The sequence below is a fragment of the Paraflavitalea devenefica genome (assembly GCF_011759375.1).
GTDB lineage: Bacteria > Bacteroidota > Bacteroidia > Chitinophagales > Chitinophagaceae > Paraflavitalea > Paraflavitalea devenefica.
Window position 1 is genome coordinate 825,940 of the sequence record NZ_JAARML010000003.1, and the last position, 19,078, is coordinate 845,017.

Here is a 19,078-nt window from a genome sequence, read left to right on the forward strand (position 1 = left end):
GTTGTTCGTCCCTCCCTTTCCTTCATGACGTAGATTGTACAACTCGCGCTGCTTATCATTCAGTTCGCACGCTTTTACTTTCAGGGCCCACCCGCAAAAACTACTTTGCCAGTAGATCCAATACCCGTAGAAAAACTAAAATCCAAAACCCTGACCCATGCGTGTTCTAACCACCCTGGCAAGCTTGCTATGCTTGCTGTTATTAAGTAGTCCTCCGTCTTTTAGTCAATGCACCACAGCGCCTCCCCTCGAAAATTGCCTGGGCACTGAGCCGGCAGTGATCAATAATGAGATCCTGTTACTGGGCGCAAAAAAATGGCATTATGGCGCTCCTGCTACCTTTAGCCAGCTCACCATGCGGGGCGGTACGCTGATCGTTTGTACAGAGTTGACCATTAATGTGCTCGTTATGGATTCAGGCACCATTATAATAAGGCCCGGCGCCAAACTCACGGCCGGAGGTGGCGGTAGTGGTATGATGTGGCAAGGCGGTTGCGCGGTATACAACTATGGCAGGTTCGAGATCACCACCAACCTTTCTTTGGAAGGACCCTATGCCACCGCCGCAAGGCCCAACATCCTCATGAACGTAACAGGAGCCGCTTATATACGGTCATTCAACTGGTTGATCTTCAAAAACGCTTTTTCTTTTTTTGTGAACAATGGAGAGGCCGACTTTCATGGTCTCATCACACAAAACACTGCAGCAGCGGGTTGTGTTTGTTTGGGAAAAAGGAGTAAGCTAAGACAAACGGTGCTCATCAATGATAAGAAAGATGCTTACACGGCGCCCGATGCTTTTGGCTGCGTATCTGTATACCAGAACTCCTATTTTACGGATACGCTGACCAATGATAACAACCTCCTGGTCTGCCTGGGTGCACCCCATACATCTGGTTCGGGAGGCGCCTACCGGCCCAATGCCTGGGGAACGGTCCCCGTGCATATCTTCCAGGCCTGCAATAGCTGCGCTGATGTGGACTTGCTGTCTGTTTATACGCCTCCCCGTCTGCAGCCGGAACAAAATGACCCGGCAGCAGCTATTAAAATATTTCCCAATCCTTTCCTCAGCTCCGTGAAGCTAAGCTGGCAGGAGGGCAACCGGCCACAGGCTGTCCTCGTGGCAGATATGGCAGGTAATATAATATATCATAAAAGCCTGATGCAGGAAACCGCCCGCAATTGGGACATCCTATTACGGGCTTCCCTGCCCGCAGGGACCTACATTTTGAAGATCATGTACCTTGAAACCGTAGTAATACATAAAATCATTAAAGTGTCGAAATAACTGTTTTATCCGGGTCCAAAGGACTCCTTCGGAGGTAGCGCAGATCGCCGGAGCAGGTTTTGCAGACAATATTAAAATGCCGGCAGTTTGCTTGGGCAATTCCGTCGTTTTTTTACATTTGCCGGTAACAACGGCAGGGTCGGCCATGCAACGAAAATGCATGGCCGGTTGTCTTAATAGCCTGCGGGGAACCCCCTCGCATGCTAAAAATGGGTAATGTTTTTCCGGTTATTATTGTTAATATTACCTGCGGGCATTGGTTGTGTGTTTGTTCAACCCTATTTTTATAAGATAAAACGTTAAAACTGTGCAAAAAACGAAGGTGAATATTTTATTAGGGAGTGTAATGGCTTTTGTGGTGATTGCTATGAGCAGCTGTCTGAAATCAAGTGATCCGACGCCTCAGCCGGCTCAGGCATACATGTCCATTCTGCACCTCGCCACCGCTGGGTCTGCTCCTTCTGTGGAGATCTACTTCAATACTGAAAAGAGGTCCAATGCTTTTACGGCGGGGGCTGTATCACAGGTATATTCCGCGGTAGATAAAGGCGCTTATTCCGTTAACTTTAAGAAAGCCGGTTCCGATAGCCTGGTAGCCTCCGTGCCGGCATCCCTGTATGATTCCCTTGGATTTTATACCCTCGTATTATACAACGAGCCTGGTGGTAACGTGCAGGCGATGCGGATAGAAGATGATTTCTCCGACCTTACATTGGATAAACCTTATTTCCGGTTCTTTCAGGTCAGCCCCAGCATTGCCGGCTTAGGACCTGTAGATCTCTACATGGACAATACCAAAATATTCCAGCAGCGCACGCTGGCCGATAATGAATTCAGCGATTACTACAACCAGTTTTCAGCTACTACGGTGGGTACCCATAACTTCCAGGTAAAGCTGAGCAGCAACGACAGCCTGATCACATCCCTGAACGATATAAGCCTGCAGGCAGGAAATGCCTACACCATTTACTTAAAAGGTAATATAGGTGGTACTTCAGAGGCCAATAAAATAGGATTGGGTGCATTGAGAGCAGCCAATTAAGAAGTGATTAAAAATTTATCTTAAACGGGTGGGTCGCCTTCCAAAGGCGGCTCACCCGTTTAAGTTTGACCAATTTATTATGCTGTCACCATCAGCTTGCCAAGAGGTGTGACTACTGAAGTGTTCTTACTTTGCAATACTTCCGCCACATACCCGGCACAAAGCGCCTGGGGATCATAACGGTTAAATTCTGCGGCCAGCTTCTTTACCTGTTGCTTATAAACAGCATTGGATAAAACAGTTTCTACACGCTCTTTCACCAGCGCTGGTGTTGGCTTTTCTGTTTTCATATCAATACCCAGGTTAAAATAACCCACCCTGGCATTGATCTCCAGCTTACCCTCATGAATGCCGCCTACCACCAGCGGTAACTGGTGTTGAATGCCCAGCAATACACCACCATAGCCTCCGTTAGTCACATACACATCGGCATAAGGCATCACATCATCAAAGGGAATAAAATCTTCAATAATAATATTCGCTGCCGGGAACCTCTCCCGTAATTCAGCGGTCCTGGAGCCGCCGGTAGTAACGATTACGAGGTGTTGTGAATCTTTAAAGGCCTCCAGCGTAGGTACAATAATCTTTTCCGGGTCTTTCTCTACCGTGCCTTGTGTTACCAGGATCACTTTATCATATTGCTCCAGCTTTTCATGGTGCCAGGGCTCCCGTTTGCCGGGGGCCACATAGGGCAGCAGTGGGCCGATAAAACGGATATTGCTGCCAAGATCACTGCGCTTAAATTCAAAACCGGGCGTGCCGCTCTGTAACAGCAGCGTTGCTTTGCGGGTAAGTGTATCAAACACATTGGAGCTGCCGGGATCTATATCATACTCCCGGAAGATCTTACGCATGGCCTGGTTCGACTTCCTGAAAATAAAATGGTCGGCAATAAACCGCATCATATCCTGCTTGCGCCTGCCGAAAAAGCCGGTAGCAGGCGTAAGGCCCAGTCCGGCAGGACCCAGGTCGCGGGATGATTCGGTCAGGGGCACAATGCCGATGCCGATAACGGGAATGCCCATCTTCTCTTTTACAAAAGGAATAGCGGAAAAAGTAACATCTGCGATCATCAGATCAAAGGGGAATGTCTTATAGATCTCCTGGATATCCTCATAATATTCCGTGGCGCGGGCAATAAAGAAATTGATCAGGTCAAAATTCAAACGGCTTACCTGGCGCTTGCAGTTGGCGCGTTCGGGCAACAGGTCGTCTATATTGTCGCCATTAACATTCAATGCCTTGGTAAAAGGATACCAGGGAATATCCATCCTGCGGAGCTTTTCTGCATAATTATCAGCAGCATACCACCTTACATCGTAACCAATACTTTTTAAATGCATGGCAAGGCCTGTGAGGGGATTAAAATGTCCGTCAGCAGGCACACAGGCAAACAGGATCTTCTTTCCACGACCGCTTCCGGGAAGCCCGTAATAATTGTTTCTTTCCATAATAACCGGTTTTATAATATTAATTGCAATAACAATATTAAAAACCGGTAGGGGAGTTGCCGGGGCAGGGATGTATGAACTGGCGCATCAGTGTCATCAGTTGACAAAATTATCTTTCATCATCTTCATTCTCATCATCCACACTGTACGGGTTATTCTCTTCATCTTCTTCGCCAATGGCTTCATTGGCATCATCTTCTTCACTGCCCGGCACATCAAGATCGCTTCCATTGTAGGCATTGCTGAATCCCTTTTCATTCAATGGGTCGCCATCTTCATCCGTACTGTCCAGCGCGGTATTTCTCAGGCGTTCTTCTTCCAGGCCGGGCATATGCTCGGCCGCCTCCTGCAACAAAGCGGCCTCTTCTGCCGACACATTCGATCCCGCATCGGCAATAATATCTTCATCCCGCGGATTATCCAGCACGGTAGCGCCTTCTTCATCGTCCGAGGAGATCGTCGTATCGGCATACTCGCGCATCCGGGGAGCGCGAATATGTTCCTGGCCGGGAATATCTTGTACGTCGGGGAGGTCCAGTGTGGTGGGTTCCTCCTGCATATTGGCTTCGTCGGCTGGCGAATCTGTCAGGTCGTCGGTATTACGGGGCGGCTTATTGGTTGGTTGAGGCTGCCTGGGCGTTGATCGGCTTGTTTTGGAGCCTGAAGTCTTCTTTTTCATGGTGCAGCTTTTAGGAAAGCACGCTAAAATCTCATGCCAGCATGCTAAAAGGCAATAGCAAACTGTGTAAGGAGTACACGGGCGCAATCAATGTCAGACCACTTACTCCACATTAGCCAATAAACTTGTCAAAGGGGTTCAACGTCAGATTAATATTGCTTTAAAAAACAAGTATTTTTTTAAAAGGGATGCGCGGGTGATTTCTTTTTTTGTATATCTTTGAATAGACCGAATTAGTAGCAGCGATATAGTTTAAGATTCTCCGTCAACATTGAGCGCCTGCCAATTGAAATTTTTCCCGATTTATTGCCAACGTATTGATTAACTCCGTGCCCTGGATCGCCCCCCTGTCCCTGAAGGAAAACGGTGCCAGTACCATTGCTGTCACATACAATGCGTCTGTTCAGTTTGATCACATATAAAATCTGATGGCATGAAAAAGCTGCAATACAATTACCTCCCTGCTGACGGTGCCAGCACTGGCAGGGCAACAAAAGGAAAAGCGCAACAAAAAACACCCGCAAAGAAGACCACTCCTGTTCCTCCCGATGAGGAAACGATTAGCCGCCTGAACGCTATTGCCCGTGAATATCCATTTTGCGTGTACTTCAAGCAAAATGATACCTCGCTTTTATAAGAGGTCAAAACCAACTGCTACATGCGAAAAGGCCGTCTCAACGCTGAGACGGCCTTTTCTGCTAATCCCTTCTAAAACTATTGGCATGGTTGTCATCTACCGGTAGCGATTGGAACCAAAGGATAAGGGGATAATTGGCCGACGGATCATAACTGTAATAAAACTTATTGTGGTCTGTCATGCCCTGCACTTCTTCGGCTGTGGCAGCACGGTTAATCGTCATTTTCCCGTTTTGCCATCCTCTATACCAGGCGTTACATACCTGGAGCTCCATTGTTTGTTCCGCTTCATCAAAAACGACGTTTCCGTACATTCTCGTTACAGCCTGAGTTCCGCTGTAATAACCACCATCCACCAATATCGTCAGTTCCGCATTCTTGCCATTGGCATCGAACTTCAGGTACTGACCGGTTTTGAAACCGGTGCCCACATACTTACCGTTATAAGAATCTACCACTACGGTAGAAGAGGCTGAACCCCGTACCCATCCTCCGGCGGCCCCGGCAGGGGCAGGGCTGCTGGGCAGGTTGCACGGACCGCCGCCCTGTTCATCTTTATCCTTATCACAACTACTGTTGAACAGCAGCGTACCTGCTGTGCAAACGATGAAAAATAACTTACGCATGGCTAATACTTTTATGCTTAATGATTAATGAATACCCAAAATAACCGCACGTTACCGGGCGGTAAAAGTATTGCCTGCCTGAATTGATAATAATGTTTGGTGAACTGAGTGATCTTTAATAGAAGGGCCGAGTTTACTGGTATAGCAAAGCGCTTATACGAAAAGTCTAGGTTTAAGAAAGGGGCAATAATGGGGCAAAACGGGCAACTATTTATCTTTTTTCAGTTTTTGACGTACTAACTCTTCTTTTATTTCCGTATTCAGTTCTGCTTCATAGCGTTTTCTCCGGGAAGTCCCTTTTTCGCCAAAATATTTGTTTTCAAGCTTGGCAAATGAAGCTGTTTTGGCAGAAGTTGTTTGGCTATTCTTTTCCATAAACTAAGCTTATGTATCTCTAAGATAATAATAAATCCATAAGTCAATGTTTCCAATAAAAAAAGCCCCCGCTTCAAACGGGGGCTTTACTATCAACAGTTATAGGTAATCAACAACTACAAAGTTCATCAACCCACTCATTACTCACCACTCACAGTTACGCTTCCGCCTCTGCATACGAGCTAACCGGCTCACAGGTGCAGATCAGGTTCCGGTCGCCATGGGTGTTATTCACACGGGCTACAGAAGGCCAGAATTTATTGGCGCGGATATACGCCAGCGGGAAGGCGGCTTGCTGACGTGTATAAGCGTGCTTCCACTCATCGGCAGTGATCACAAACTGTGTATGAGGAGCATGCTTGAGCGGATTATCTTTCTTGTCGGCCTTGCCTTCTTCAATTGCGCGGATCTCTTCCCGGATACTCAACAGGGCATCACAGAAACGGTCCAGTTCAGCCTTGTCTTCACTCTCCGTAGGCTCGATCATGATCGTGCCCGGTACGGGAAAGCTCATCGTAGGCGCATGGAAACCATAATCCATCAAACGCTTGGCCACATCTTCCGCTTCTATTTCAGCGCTCTTCTTGAAAGGACGCAGGTCTACAATAAATTCGTGGGCGCACTGGCCGTTATGATTGGTATACAGGATCTCGTATTCTTCCTGCAGCCTGGCGCGCATATAATTGGCATTGAGGATCGCATATTCAGTAGCCAGCTTTGTGCCTTCCTGGCCCAGCATACGGATATATCCATAGCTGATGAGCAGGATAGAAGCAGAGCCATACGGAGCCGCTGAAACAGCGCTTTTACTACCCAGTGAAACGTGTCCGGGCAGGTAAGGCGCCAGGTGTTGTTTCACACAGATGGGCCCCATGCCGGGGCCGCCACCGCCATGCGGGATAGCGAATGTTTTGTGCAGGTTGAGGTGACAAACATCGGCACCGATAAGACCAGGAGCTGTCAGGCCTACCTGGGCATTCATATTCGCGCCATCCATATATACCTGTCCCCCATGCTGGTGGATAATATCCGTGATCTCTTTTACTGTTTCCTCGTATACGCCATACGTGCTGGGGTAGGTGATCATTATACCGGAAAGCTCTTTACTGTATTGGGCCGCTTTTGCTTTCAGGTCTTCCACATCTATATAACCATTCTCCAGGGCTTTCACCACTACCACCTTCATGCCGGCCATTACAGCGCTGGCGGGGTTGGTACCGTGTGCGCTGATGGGTATCAGCATCACCTTACGGTGTCCTTCACCACGGCTTTCATGGTAATCCCTGATCACCAGCAGGCCGGCATATTCACCCTGCGCGCCGCTGTTGGGTTGCAGGCTGCAGGCATCGAATGCGGTGATCTGGCAAAGATATTCGCCCAGTTCAGTGATGATCTGCTGGTAGCCTTGTGTCTGGTCGGCAGGGGCAAAGGGGTGGATCTTGCTCCAGTGTGCCCAGCTTAAGGGGATCATCTCACTGGCTGCATTCAGCTTCATCGTGCAGGAACCCAGGGAGATCATCGAAGTATTCAGGGAGAGGTCTTTATTTTCCAGTTGCTTAATATAGCGCATCATCTCCGTTTCGCTGTGGTGGGTGTTGAACACGGGATGTGTTAAGAAAGGAGAAGTACGTGTTAAACCGGTTGGCAGGTGATACAGGCCTGCATCTTCGCTTACACTGAAGCCGGCCACATTGTGCTCATTGGGCTGGTCCAGCAGCAACAGGATATCCAGCACATCGCTCAGGGTAGTGCTTTCATCCAGGGAGATACCTACCAGGTTATTGCTATAATAACGGAAATTAATGCCGGCAGCTTCAGCTTTTACTTTGATGGCTGCACTGTCTTCCACTTTCAGGACGATCGTATCAAAGAAATTATCGTGTAATATTTCATAACCTTCTGACTGCAGCTCTTCTGCCAGGGCATTGGTCAGTACGGTCACGCGTTTGGCGATATCTTTCAGGCCGGCCGGGCCATGGAATACGGCATACATGGCAGCCATATTGGCCAGCAGGGCCTGGGCCGTACAAATATTGGAAGTGGCTTTCTCCCGTTTAATATGTTGTTCCCTTGTTTGTAAGGCCATACGCAGGGCACGGTCGCCCTGGGCATCAATACTTACACCGATAATACGGCCGGGAATATTGCGCTTAAACTCATCTTTGGCGGCAAAGAAAGCAGCGTGCGGGCCACCAAAGCCCAAAGGCACGCCAAAACGCTGGGCCGAACCACAGGCTACATCAGCGCCCAGTTCACCGGGAGGGGTCAGCAGGGTAAGCGCCAGCAGATCGGTCGTCATCACCACATACGCTTCTGCTTCATGTACCTTATTAATAAAATTGCGGTAATCTTCAATAGCTCCCTTGTCATTGGGGTATTGTACCAGGGCGCCAAAATAGCTCTTGTCAAGGGTCGCTGTTTTATAATCGCCAAATACCACTTCAATGCCTACCGGCACTGCCCGGGTAACCAGTACATCCTTGGTTTGCGGGAACGTCTCTACGTCTACAAAGAACTTCGGCCGGGTAATATGATCATGGTCTCTGTTCAGCGTGTTGAAAAACATCGTCATCGCTTCAGCGGCGGCCGTGGCTTCATCCAGCAGGGAGGCATTCGTAAGGGGGAGGCCGGTCAGGTCGGCTACCATTGTTTGGAAATTCAGCAGACTTTCCAGGCGGCCCTGGGAGATCTCAGCCTGGTAAGGGGTATATTGGGTATACCAGCCTGGATTCTCAAATACATTGCGGAGGATAACGCTGGGAACAATATTGTCATAATATCCCTGGCCAATATAGGTTTTGTAAGTCTTATTCTTCAGGGAAATATCTTTCAGTAATTGGAGGTATTCATGTTCGCTGATACTTGCCGGAATATTCAGCGCCTTATTCATGCGAATAGCCGGGGGGACTGTCTTATTTACCAGCGCTTCAAGGCTGGGTTCCCCGATTGTTTTCAACATTTGCCGGGTTTCGGATTCATGGGGGCCAATATGGCGATGGATAAATTCGGAGTTTTGCTTTTCAAACAGACTCATATATTGTATTAATTTCTAATTTCTGGTATTGGGGTTACCGCCCGGGAAGAAAAGAGGTGCAGGAAAAAGACTACCTCGGAATCGACCACAAACCTTTCGGTAACCCTTCTAAAAGGGTGCAAAGTTACTACGATTAATCCACACGAACAGGTGTTTGTGAGAGACGTGCATTAAATGGGGAAAAACCGTTGGAAGACAGAGAAATACAAGCTGCGAGCCATGAGCGGCGAGCTACGAGCTGGAAAGGCAGGCTGGTGTGGACAGTCTTAAGCGGATGTTTTGCAAAAGGACTTCGAGTTCAAAGCCTGAAGCCACCTGGCTACCCGGTTTTAGCTCGCAGCTCAAAGCTCGCGGCTTGCAGCTTTTACCGCAATAGGATCTTCCTCCAGCTCACCAACTACACCTTCTTCCTCCTTCCGCATCTGCTCACTCGTAAGGCGGCTGCCATCATGGCTCCAGCCCGGAGGACCGAAAACATAACCCCACTTCTCTTTCCAGCCAATATCGGAGCGGGAAACATCCTTGAAGATATTTTGCCATTCATGAAACACCACCGTTACGGGTGTTTCTTTCTCCACCGGTTTGCTGGTAAGCCCGTATTTAATGGGTTGATAGTGCTCCGCCGGTAACTCGGCCTGGAAAGTGCCGAACAACTTATCCCAGATGATCAGGAACATGCCCATATTCTTATCCAGGTACTTCGCATTCGAAGCATGGTGCACGCGGTGGTGGGAGGGGGTAACCAGTACATGTTCCAGCCAACCCATCTTACGGATCAGTTCAGTATGTACAAAAATGCCCCAGATCTGGGTGGCTGAGTAGACGAAAACAATATCTACCGGCGAAAAGCCCATCAGGGCCAGTGGTATAAAATAAATAAAGCGGTACAAGGGTTGAAACACGGAGGAGCGGAAGCCAACGGTAAAGTTCATGTGCTCTGAAGAATGGTGGGTAACATGAACAGCCCAGAACAACCGTATCTCATGGTCAAAACGGTGCAGCCAGTAGTACACAAAATCTTCCAGCAATACCAGCATAAACCAGTAAACCACTACATGACTGAATGAGAACAAATGGTGGCGGTAAAAATAATCCAGTATCAACAGGTATATGGCCCTGAACAGCAGGTCAATCGCGCTGTTCATCAGCATCAGGTAGCAGTTGATGGCAGTGTCTTTCCAGGAATACAACTTACGGTGACGGTAATTACTCAATAGCACTTCCAGCCCGATAATGATCAGGTACACCGGTGTGCTGATAAGAATGAGTATTTGCTCCCGTAGCGAGTCCATATGCAAGGAGCAAAAATAAGCATCTGGCAGTAAATCAATTGTCAAAAACTTGCTAACGGGCGCTACGAGGGCTTGTAGCGCTCTGCGAGGGCTTGTAGCCCCGCAGCCCTATTACGTTGCCTCCGGCAACAGGGCGTCAGCCCTTTCCTGATTGCGCCTTAATTCATTACTCGTCTTACGGCTGCCATCATGGCTCCAGCCGGGAGGACCGAATACATACTGTAATTTCTGCTTCCACGTAATACCGGGGCGACGCACATCTTTCCAGATGGCGCCCCATTCATGAAAAATAATAGCAGGGATCGTTTCCTTTGCCGGTGGGGTAGTGAGCCCATAACGGATCGCTTCATATTGGGTGGCCGGCAACTCTTCCTGGAAGGTGCCAAACAATTTATCCCAGAGGATGAACACAGTGCCCATATTCCGGTCCAGGTACTTCACATTGGAAGCATGGTGAACGCGGTGGTGCGAGGGGGTTACAAAAATAGATTCCAGCCAGCCCAGTTTACGGACCTTTTCTGTATGGGTTAAAATGGCCCAGATTTCCCCGATGGAATACACCAGTAAAATATCGGCCGGCTGAAAACCCAGTAAGGCGATAGGTATAAAAAATGCAAAGCGGTACAGTGGTTCCAGTACGCCCGCCCGGAAACCTACGGTGAAATTAAAATAAACAGAAGAATGGTGGTTCACATGTACCGCCCAGAAAAGCCGGCAGCTATGGCCCAGGCGGTGTAGCCAATAATGCATCAGGTCTACCAGCAGTAACAGGGCCAGCCAGTAAAAAAAAGAATGGGTAAGGGGGAAGAAACCGTAACTGAAAAAGAAAGTGAGCATGGCCAGGCTGATGCCCCGCATCACAACATCCATCCCGCCGGAAAATATACTGAGACAAAAATTATGGACCGTTTCACGCAGGTGATAACTGCGGGTATGATGGATATTGCTTAAAATGATCTCTGCACCTATGATCAACACGTAGAGAGGTGTAGTGATCAACACCAGTAATTGCTCATAAAGTGTTCCCATAATTCGGCAATATCGCAAAAAAAGTACCATACAATCGGCTGTAGGTTCAGTAACTTGCAGGGAGATAAATGATTTTGATCAATTCTAATGTTGTTTTAATATCCGGGGGGCTTATAAAGGGCTCTCGTGGAATGATTTAGCTGATGGATAAACCGGTACACGATAACTGGCAAAAAAAAGCGGCTGCTAACCAAAAGCAGTACAAACAATGGCTGAAGCAGGCCGATAAAAACAAAGTGTTGAAACAATTGCCCGCTTTGCATGAAGAAGCTTTCAGCAAAGTAGATTGTTTACAATGCGCAGCCTGCTGTAAAAACTATTCTCCCCGTTTTAAAACGCCCGATATAAAACGTATCAGTAAACACCTGCGCATGAAAGAAAGTGTGTTCATTGATACCTACCTTCGCCTCGATGATGAAGGCGATTATGTGACGAAATCTGCGCCCTGCCCTTTCCTCGGGGCCGATAACTATTGCAGCATCTACGAAGAACGTCCCTCTGATTGCGCGCGTTTCCCCTATACAGATGAAGATGTATTACTGAAAAGGCCCAACCTTACTTTGAAAAACTCCAGCTTTTGTCCTGCTGTGTACTACGTAATGGAAAAGCTCTTGTCTATAAAATAATCCATATATGCAGGGCGGTAAAGTTTTTTTTCGTATTATTCAGCTATTGCAAGGCTGTTGTATGTTTTAATAGCGGACTATTAATCGATAAATATTGAACATTAGAGATGTTTATTGGTTGTATTGCAATCGACACCCGATTAAAGACCATAAATTAACTGATGTCGCATTCCAAACTCATAGAAGACCTTGCGTTGATATTGGCTATTGCCGGTGTAACCACTTTACTATTTAAAAAGTTGAAGCAACCGGTAGTATTGGGGTATATACTGGCCGGCTTGCTGGTAAGTCCTAACTTTTCCCTGCTTCCCAATGTGTCAGACCTGGAGGGAGTGAAAGACTGGGCTGAGATAGGTATTGTGTTCCTGCTTTTCAGCCTGGGCCTTGAGTTCAGTTTTAAAAAGCTGGTAAAAGTGGGCGGTATTGCCGGCATTACAGGCATTTTTGAAGTGAGTTGTATGATAGGCCTGGGATACCTCACCGGCCGGTTGATGGGTTGGCCAACGATGGACTGTATTTTCCTGGGTGGTATCATTGGGATCTCCTCTACCACTATTATCATCCGTGCTTTTGATGAGCTGGGCGTAAAAACACAGAAATTTGCAGGCGCTGTATTGGGCATATTGGTGGTAGAAGACCTGGTAGCCGTGTTACTGATGGTATTGTTGTCAACGATTGCCGTGAGCCAGACTTTTGCCGGTGGGGAGATGTTGCAATCTGTTATGAAATTGCTTTTCTTTCTTTGTTTATGGTTCCTCTCCGGTATTTTCCTGTTGCCCACTTTCTTTAAATGGGCAAAACGATTGATCAATGATGAAACCTTATTGGTCATATCGCTGGGCCTGTGCCTGTTGATGGTAGTGGTAGCTACCCGTACAGGGTTTTCAGCCCCGTTGGGCGCCTTTATCATGGGCTCCATCCTGGCAGAAACTACCCAGGCGGAAAAAATTGAACACATCGTAAAACCGGTAAAAGACCTGTTTGGCGCTATATTCTTTGTATCGGTAGGTTTGCTGATCGTTCCGGCCGACCTGGTGAAATATGCTATCCCGGTGGGGATACTTACTGTAGTGGTGATCCTGGGAAAAACGGTCAGTGTTACCATTGGTTCCTTAATATCCGGGCAGCCGTTGAAGCAATCGCTGCAGGTTGGCATGAGTTTGTCGCAGATTGGTGAGTTCTCCTTTATAATAGCCAAGCTGGGGTTGGCACTGAATGTTACCAGTGATTACCTCAACCCAGTGGCGGTAGGGGTTTCGGTCATTACTGCTTTCACTACGCCTTACATGATAAAGCTGGCAGATCCCATGTACCACTTCCTGGAAAAAAAATTGCCTTTAAAATGGCGCACCGCCATTAACCAGTACAGTACGGGCGCCCAAACCATACAGGCAGAGAGCGACTGGAAGGTGGTGTTGCGATCATACCTCACTGTAATGCTCGTCAATGGAGTAATTTCTGTGGCCATCATTCTCTTGTCTGAACGGCTTTTGCTCCCTTTAATACAAAATTATGCGAATAACGGAGCGGCTTCCGCCATCATTACCTGTTTTATTACCCTCATCGCAATAGCTCCTTTCCTGTGGGCCCTTGCCATCAGAAGGATCCATTCCTTTGCTTATGCCAATTTATGGTTGGATAAAAAATACAATCATGGTCCGCTGGTATTACTGGAAGTAGTGCGCAACCTGCTATTGATCGTACTGGTAGGCTTCCTGGTCGACAGGCTCTTCAGCGCTATGATCGCTGTATTGGCCGTATTGCCCGTCATAGTGGTGGTATTGCTCATATTTTCCAGGCGGTTGCAATCCTTTTATTCACGCATTGAAAAACGCTTCTTATCCAACCTCCATGAAAGGGAAAATACGGCAGCACAGGGTTCGCGCGATCTTTCTCCCTGGGATGCGCACCTGGCTTACTTTACCATTCCTGCTGAATCGCCGGTGATCGGACAAACACTCCTGCAACTGGAATGGCGCGAACGGTATGGCGTAAATGTGGCTTCTGTAGAACGTGGTAAAAGGACTATCTATGCCCCTTCGCGTGATGTGATGATACATCCGCATGACAGGATAGCGGTGATCGGTACGGATGTGCAATTGGAAACTTTCAGGATCGTCATAGAGGTGGAATCGGAGGAAGTTGACCCCACACCGCATAAAGATGATATTATCCTCAATAAATTGATCGTAGATAATCATACCGATCTTCGCGGTAAATCCATCCGCGAGTCTGGCATCCGGGAAATAGCGCATGGCCTGGTAGTAGGCATTGAGCGGAATGGAGAACGTATCCTGAACCCCGATTCTGCCACCGTATTTGAGTGGGATGATGTGGTATGGGTGGTCGGTGAGCGCAGACTTATACAGAAGCTGGTGAAGGAGTAGGCATCAAGGCAAAGAGGAGCAAGTGGTAAATGACGAGTGGCAAGTGGTGCTGATTAGTTGGCGAGGTACACCAGAAGCCCACTAGCTACTTACCACTTGCCACTCGCCTTTTAATACTCAAACTTCCGCAGCTTCGGCGCCTTGAACCACATGGCCAGTACAACCAGTAAGGTCATAGAGCCGCCAAAGATCACTGAGGGTACAATGCCCATTAGCTTGGCGGCAACACCGCTTTCAACACTGCCGATCTCATTCGAGGAATTGATGAACATGGAATTCACGGAAGATACCCGTCCGCGCATATGGTCCGGCGTCTTTAACTGGAGGATCGTTCCCCGTACCACCACACTAATGCCGTCCATGGCGCCGCTCACCAGCAGCGCTACAAAAGAAAGCCAGTATATTTTCGACAGGCCAAAAGTGATAATGCACAAGCCATATCCTGCCACTACATACAACAGGATAAGCCCCTGCTTACGGCGCAGCGGGTAAAAAGTAAGCGCGAGGATCACGGCCATCGAGCCTATATCTGCGGCCGCATTCAGCCAGCCAAAACCAATCGAGCCTACATGCAGTATCTTCCCGGCGAAAAAAGGAATAATAGCTGTTACGCCGCCAAACAACACGGCCAGCATATCAAGCGTAAAAGCGCCCAGTAATTCCTTCGTGGCAAATACATACCGCAATCCCTCCTTCACGCTCTCCCAGGTCTTTTGCTCTGTATTCACATGCAGGTTGGGTTTGGGCTTGATACGCCATATGCTGAAGGCGGCAATCATCAGGTAACCAATAATGATCAGGAAAGAAACCGTATAACCAGCATACGCTACCAGCAGCCCGGCAGAGCCATGCCCCAGTACAGAGGCTGTCAGCCAGGTGGTGGAGCTCCAGGTAACAGCATTGGGCAAAACATCTTTAGGGACCAGTTGTGCCAGAATAGAACTGGCGGAAGGCCCCGTGAAGCTGCGTATAATACCGGTGCAGAAAATGATCAGGTAAATACCATATTGCACAAACCTTTTACCCAGATCATGTTCAACGCCGGGACGGGTAATAAAAAGCAGGCCCACCACACACAGCAGGTACAATACAATGCTAAGGAGCAACAGGGAACGTTTATCGCTTTTATCTACGACATGCCCGGAGTACAGGGCCAGTGAAATGGCAGGAATGGCTTCAGACAAGCCTACCATCGCAATCAGCAGGGGATCATCGGTGAGCAGGTACATCTTCCACAATACCAGCGTAGTCACCATACGCATGCCCATAATAAAGAAGAAACGTTGTGAAATGTAGTAGCGGAACTCCTTGATACGAACGGATGCAAACGGACTGTTGTGGCTTTGAAGATCAGTATCCATGGCCGCAAAAATAAAGGATTCCATGCATTGACAGTCTGAGCCTGTCGAAGGCGGTTAACAACTAATCTTCCCGCCTTCCCGTCTTACCGGCTAAGCCTATGGCAACGTAAGATAACGCTGGCCATAATCATGGTCTTTCTCCAGTGCGTCAATGATCACCTGCAGGTGCTTTTCATTGCCCAGGAAATCGGCATTGCTGGCATCTACAAACAACGTTTTAAGATTGTGTTGCTTGATATAATTGGTGTAGGTCTCTTGTATCTTAAACAGGTATTCATCGGGAATAGCCTGCTCATAAGAGCGGTTGCGTTTCCGGATATTCTGTTGCAGCTTATTCACGGGCGAATGCAGGTAGATCAGGATCTCCGGTTGGGGTATCTGCTGGTGAATGATCTCAAACAACTTCTGGTACAGGCGAAACTCCTCTTCGGGCAGGTTTACCTTGGCAAAAAGCAGGCATTTCGTAAACAGGTAATCAGTGATCGTTATACTCTGGAACAGGTCTTTCGTATGGATCAGTTCTTTCAGTTGCTTATAACGCTCGGCCATAAAGAACAACTCCAGCGGAAAAGCATACTGGCTGGGATTCTCATAAAACTTCGAGAGGAAAGGGTTATCCGCAAAGGCTTCCAGGATCAGGCGGGCATTGTATCGTTTGGCCAGTAAGTGCGCTAAGGTGGTTTTACCCGCCCCTATATTGCCTTCTATTGTTATAAAGTGATAATTCATAATGTATGGGAACTCAGGAGTCAGACCTCCAAAATAAAGGAAATGACTACATACATATTGGGTGTGAACATAATTTGTGGAAAAAATAAAGTCAGAAGCCTGAAGTCGGAAGTCTGAAGCTGGAATAAAGAGCATGAACTCCGAAGATCAGGATCTTCAGACCTCGGGCTTCAGACTTCAGACCACCGCTTCACTTCCAGCATATCCGGGCACTCCTGCAATAACTGATCAACACTTTTCTTCAATACCGGGTGTACCAACCCGGGGGCTATCTCCTGCAAGGGTGTCAATGCAAAACGGCGGTTCTGTACTTCCGGGTGGGGAACGGTCAGTGCCGGATCGTTAATAATAGCATCATTAAAAAATAATATATCAATATCAATAATGCGTGGCCCATACCTTTCCTGCCGCACCCGGCCAAGCAATACCTCTGTTTGCAGGATCTGTTGCAGTAAATGCGTGGGAGTAAAAGAAGTGCTCAACAAAAGCGCCTGGTTCAGGAAGGCCTGCTGATCTGTTTTGCCCCAGGCTGCCGTTTCATAAATAGCGGATTGCCGCACAACATGGCCGCCGCAGCTTTGGTCAATGGCGGTTACAGCCTGCCGCAGGTTTTCCCGCCTGTCGCCTACATTGCCGCCTATCAGTAAATACACATTATTCATATATTGCAGTCTGTCAAAGGGTCAAATATCTTTGAATTTTGTATAAAACCAAGTTGTTGATGAATAGCTTTTTCAAAATATTCTTTGCTTCACTGGCCGCCTTATTCCTGTTCACGATCATGGTGTTCTTCATGGCCCTGGGATTCTTGTCGGGACTGGCAACTCCGGAAAAAGAAGAAACAGGGGCCAGGGCCGTACTCGTACTCGACCTCTCACAGCCTTTCCAGGAGATCAAGATAGAGAATCCGCTCGCCGGCCTGGGGGGTGGCGAACGACACAGCATACCTGCTTTATATGACGTAGTGCGCCTCATCCGCGAGGCAAAAAGCGATTCCTCCGTAAAAGGCATTTACATCAAAAGTGGGATAAACGTGAATGGCTTTGCCGCCAGTGATGAGATCCGCAATGCCCTGCTGGACTTCAAATCAGGCGGTAAGTTCATCTATGCTTATGCCGATGTGATTACACAGGGCGCCTACCACGTAGCCAATGTAGCCAATAAAATATATTGTAACCCGAAAGGGGGGGTAGACTGGCGGGGATTTTCCATGCAGATGGTATACCTGAAAGGTACTTTGGAGAAACTGGAAATAGAACCACAGATCTTTTATGCCGGTAAATTCAAGAGCGCTACCGAGCCTTTCCGTGAAGATAAAATGACAGACGCCAACCGGCTGCAAACAGGCGTGATCCTGAATGACCTGTATGGACATTTCCTTTCACAAACAGCCGATACCCGTAAGATCGATACGGCTACCCTGCACCAATATGCCAATGAAAACCTTATCCAGTATGCAGCAGATGCCCTGAAATATAAACTGGTAGACGGGCTTAAATATGATGATGAAGTACAGGGCGAGATCAAGGACAGGTTGAAAGTGGACAAATTTGATAAGATCAACTTCATCAGCCTGGGTAAATATGCACAGGCGGTAGAGTATAAACAAAAAGGCAAAGAAAAGATCGCTGTCATTTATGCCCAGGGCGATATCGTTGACGGAAAGGGCGACCAGGAAAGGATCGGCGGGGAAACCTACCGCAACCTCATCCGCAAAGCCCGCCTGGACAAAGAAGTAAAGGCCATCGTTATCCGCATCAATTCAGGCGGAGGTAGCGCCATGGCCAGCGAGAACATCTGGCGCGAACTGACAGTGGCCCGGAAAGATAAACCCGTCATCGTGAGTTTTGGTGATGTGGCAGCCTCCGGTGGTTACTATCTTGCCTGTAATGCCGACAGCATTTTTGCACAGCCCAATACCATTACCGGTTCTATTGGCGTATTTATGATGCTGCCCAATTTGCAGAACTTCTTTAAAGACAAGATGGGCATGACCTTCGACGGTGTGAAAACCTCCCCCGATGCGGACCTGTTCACCGTGACCAAACCACTGACCCCCGCACAAAGGCAATATTTACAGAACGAGGTAGACACCATTTACCACAGCTTCAAGGAGCGGGTGGCTGATGGCCGCAAAATGTCTATTGAATTCGTAGACAGCATAGGGCAGGGGCGTGTCTGGAGCGGTACCCGTGCCCTGGAACTGGGACTGGTAGATCGTTTGGGCGGTCTCGATGCGGCTATTGCCAGCGCTGCCCGCATGGCAAAGCTCACCGACTATGGCCTGAAAGAGTTCCCGGAACCACTCAACATATTCGATAGGATCTTTGGCGATTACCAGCAAAATGCCAAACAATCTGCCATCAAAGAAGAACTAGGCCCCGAAGGAATGAAAACCTACAATACGCTCAAACGTGCAAGAGGTATGATAGGCATATCACAGGCCAGGCTGCCTTTTGATTTTACAATAAACTGAGGAACTTCAGACTTCGTGCTTAAAAGCATAGTTTTGCTGCTCATTTA

Annotated in this window: 16 protein-coding genes; 6 read left to right on the top strand and 10 right to left on the bottom strand. The window is 48.0% G+C overall.

The window, feature by feature from the left end; translation table 11 throughout:
* Positions 1–157: 157 nt before the first annotated feature.
* Together HB364_RS21640 and HB364_RS21645 are read left to right on the top strand one after the other, a co-directional pair.
* A complete protein-coding gene (locus tag HB364_RS21640) occupies positions 158–1,288 on the top strand; it encodes a T9SS type A sorting domain-containing protein (RefSeq protein WP_167290400.1) in 1,131 nt (376 codons plus the stop codon).
* A 307-nt stretch (positions 1,289–1,595) separates the two neighbouring features.
* Positions 1,596–2,330, top strand: a complete 735-nt coding sequence (locus HB364_RS21645) for a DUF4397 domain-containing protein (protein ID WP_167290401.1) — start codon at positions 1,596–1,598, stop codon at positions 2,328–2,330.
* 77 nt (positions 2,331–2,407) lie between these two features.
* Here the strand turns inward: HB364_RS21645 and HB364_RS21650 are convergent, their stop codons facing one another.
* Positions 2,408–3,781 carry a glycosyltransferase gene (locus HB364_RS21650; protein WP_167290402.1) on the bottom strand — a complete coding sequence of 458 codons (1,374 nt, stop codon included), beginning with the start codon at positions 3,779–3,781 and terminating at the stop codon, positions 2,408–2,410.
* Positions 3,782–3,890: 109 nt separating this feature from the next.
* Positions 3,891–4,460 (bottom strand): hypothetical protein, encoded by a 570-nt coding sequence (locus HB364_RS21655; RefSeq protein ID WP_167289773.1) that lies wholly within the window; start codon positions 4,458–4,460, stop codon positions 3,891–3,893.
* Between the two features lie 433 nt (positions 4,461–4,893).
* Here HB364_RS21655 and HB364_RS21660 point away from each other — a divergent pair, with 433 nt between their 5' ends.
* On the top strand, positions 4,894–5,097 hold the full coding sequence (locus HB364_RS21660; RefSeq protein WP_167290403.1) for a hypothetical protein: 204 nt from the start codon (positions 4,894–4,896) through the stop codon (positions 5,095–5,097).
* A gap of 61 nt (positions 5,098–5,158) precedes the next feature.
* Here HB364_RS21660 and HB364_RS21665 read toward each other — a convergent pair whose 3' ends face one another.
* The 5 genes from HB364_RS21665 to HB364_RS21685 all read right to left on the bottom strand — a co-directional run bounded on the left by HB364_RS21665 (position 5,159) and on the right by HB364_RS21685 (position 11,452).
* Positions 5,159–5,722, bottom strand: a complete 564-nt coding sequence (locus HB364_RS21665; protein WP_167290404.1) for a hypothetical protein — start codon at positions 5,720–5,722, stop codon at positions 5,159–5,161.
* A gap of 207 nt (positions 5,723–5,929) precedes the next feature.
* Entirely contained in the window at positions 5,930–6,097 is a 168-nt protein-coding gene (locus HB364_RS21670) for a hypothetical protein (RefSeq protein ID WP_167290405.1), read from the bottom strand.
* A 157-nt stretch (positions 6,098–6,254) separates the two neighbouring features.
* A complete protein-coding gene (gene gcvP, locus HB364_RS21675; protein ID WP_167290406.1) occupies positions 6,255–9,131 on the bottom strand; it encodes an aminomethyl-transferring glycine dehydrogenase in 2,877 nt (958 codons plus the stop codon).
* Between the two features lie 341 nt (positions 9,132–9,472).
* Entirely contained in the window at positions 9,473–10,423 is a 951-nt protein-coding gene (locus HB364_RS21680; RefSeq protein WP_167290407.1) for a sterol desaturase family protein, read from the bottom strand.
* Positions 10,424–10,534: 111 nt separating this feature from the next.
* Positions 10,535–11,452 carry a sterol desaturase family protein gene (locus HB364_RS21685; RefSeq protein ID WP_167290408.1) on the bottom strand — a complete coding sequence of 306 codons (918 nt, stop codon included), beginning with the start codon at positions 11,450–11,452 and terminating at the stop codon, positions 10,535–10,537.
* Between the two features lie 143 nt (positions 11,453–11,595).
* Between HB364_RS21685 and HB364_RS21690 the strand changes: the two genes are divergently transcribed.
* A complete protein-coding gene (locus tag HB364_RS21690) occupies positions 11,596–12,078 on the top strand; it encodes a YkgJ family cysteine cluster protein (RefSeq protein ID WP_167290409.1) in 483 nt (160 codons plus the stop codon).
* A gap of 161 nt (positions 12,079–12,239) precedes the next feature.
* Positions 12,240–14,465, top strand: coding sequence for a cation:proton antiporter domain-containing protein (locus HB364_RS21695; protein WP_167290410.1), 2,226 nt, complete (start codon positions 12,240–12,242; stop codon positions 14,463–14,465).
* A 110-nt stretch (positions 14,466–14,575) separates the two neighbouring features.
* On the opposite strand, the gene HB364_RS21700 is transcribed toward HB364_RS21695, so the two are convergent.
* From HB364_RS21700 to folK, 3 genes are all read right to left on the bottom strand, one after another.
* Entirely contained in the window at positions 14,576–15,850 is a 1,275-nt protein-coding gene (locus HB364_RS21700; protein WP_246228567.1) for an MFS transporter, read from the bottom strand.
* A gap of 72 nt (positions 15,851–15,922) precedes the next feature.
* Positions 15,923–16,555 carry a deoxynucleoside kinase gene (locus HB364_RS21705; RefSeq protein WP_167290411.1) on the bottom strand — a complete coding sequence of 211 codons (633 nt, stop codon included), beginning with the start codon at positions 16,553–16,555 and terminating at the stop codon, positions 15,923–15,925.
* A 170-nt stretch (positions 16,556–16,725) separates the two neighbouring features.
* Positions 16,726–17,217 (bottom strand): 2-amino-4-hydroxy-6-hydroxymethyldihydropteridine diphosphokinase, encoded by a 492-nt coding sequence (gene folK, locus HB364_RS21710; protein WP_167290412.1) that lies wholly within the window; start codon positions 17,215–17,217, stop codon positions 16,726–16,728.
* Between the two features lie 59 nt (positions 17,218–17,276).
* On the opposite strand from folK, the gene sppA reads away from it, so the two are divergent.
* Complete coding sequence (gene sppA, locus HB364_RS21715; RefSeq protein ID WP_167290413.1) at positions 17,277–19,031, top strand: signal peptide peptidase SppA; 1,755 nt, start codon at positions 17,277–17,279, stop codon at positions 19,029–19,031.
* The last annotated feature ends 47 nt before the right edge of the window (positions 19,032–19,078 follow it).

What these genes read in the sequence shown, in the direction of transcription:
- HB364_RS21640 (WP_167290400.1), top strand. Translation starts at nt 158, where the DNA reads ATGCGTGTTCTAACCACCCTGGCAAGCTTGCTATGCTTGCTGTTATTA.
- HB364_RS21650 (WP_167290402.1), bottom strand. Translation starts at nt 3,781, where the DNA reads ATGGAAAGAAACAATTATTACGGGCTTCCCGGAAGCGGTCGTGGAAAG.
- HB364_RS21655 (WP_167289773.1), bottom strand. Translation starts at nt 4,460, where the DNA reads ATGAAAAAGAAGACTTCAGGCTCCAAAACAAGCCGATCAACGCCCAGG.
- HB364_RS21660 (WP_167290403.1), top strand. Translation starts at nt 4,894, where the DNA reads ATGAAAAAGCTGCAATACAATTACCTCCCTGCTGACGGTGCCAGCACT.
- HB364_RS21665 (WP_167290404.1), bottom strand. Translation starts at nt 5,722, where the DNA reads ATGCGTAAGTTATTTTTCATCGTTTGCACAGCAGGTACGCTGCTGTTC.
- HB364_RS21670 (WP_167290405.1), bottom strand. Translation starts at nt 6,097, where the DNA reads ATGGAAAAGAATAGCCAAACAACTTCTGCCAAAACAGCTTCATTTGCC.
- gcvP (WP_167290406.1), bottom strand. Translation starts at nt 9,131, where the DNA reads ATGAGTCTGTTTGAAAAGCAAAACTCCGAATTTATCCATCGCCATATT.
- HB364_RS21680 (WP_167290407.1), bottom strand. Translation starts at nt 10,423, where the DNA reads ATGGACTCGCTACGGGAGCAAATACTCATTCTTATCAGCACACCGGTG.
- HB364_RS21685 (WP_167290408.1), bottom strand. Translation starts at nt 11,452, where the DNA reads ATGGGAACACTTTATGAGCAATTACTGGTGTTGATCACTACACCTCTC.
- HB364_RS21690 (WP_167290409.1), top strand. Translation starts at nt 11,596, where the DNA reads ATGGATAAACCGGTACACGATAACTGGCAAAAAAAAGCGGCTGCTAAC.
- HB364_RS21695 (WP_167290410.1), top strand. Translation starts at nt 12,240, where the DNA reads ATGTCGCATTCCAAACTCATAGAAGACCTTGCGTTGATATTGGCTATT.
- HB364_RS21700 (WP_246228567.1), bottom strand. Translation starts at nt 15,850, where the DNA reads ATGGAATCCTTTATTTTTGCGGCCATGGATACTGATCTTCAAAGCCAC.
- HB364_RS21705 (WP_167290411.1), bottom strand. Translation starts at nt 16,555, where the DNA reads ATGAATTATCACTTTATAACAATAGAAGGCAATATAGGGGCGGGTAAA.
- folK (WP_167290412.1), bottom strand. Translation starts at nt 17,217, where the DNA reads ATGAATAATGTGTATTTACTGATAGGCGGCAATGTAGGCGACAGGCGG.
- sppA (WP_167290413.1), top strand. Translation starts at nt 17,277, where the DNA reads ATGAATAGCTTTTTCAAAATATTCTTTGCTTCACTGGCCGCCTTATTC.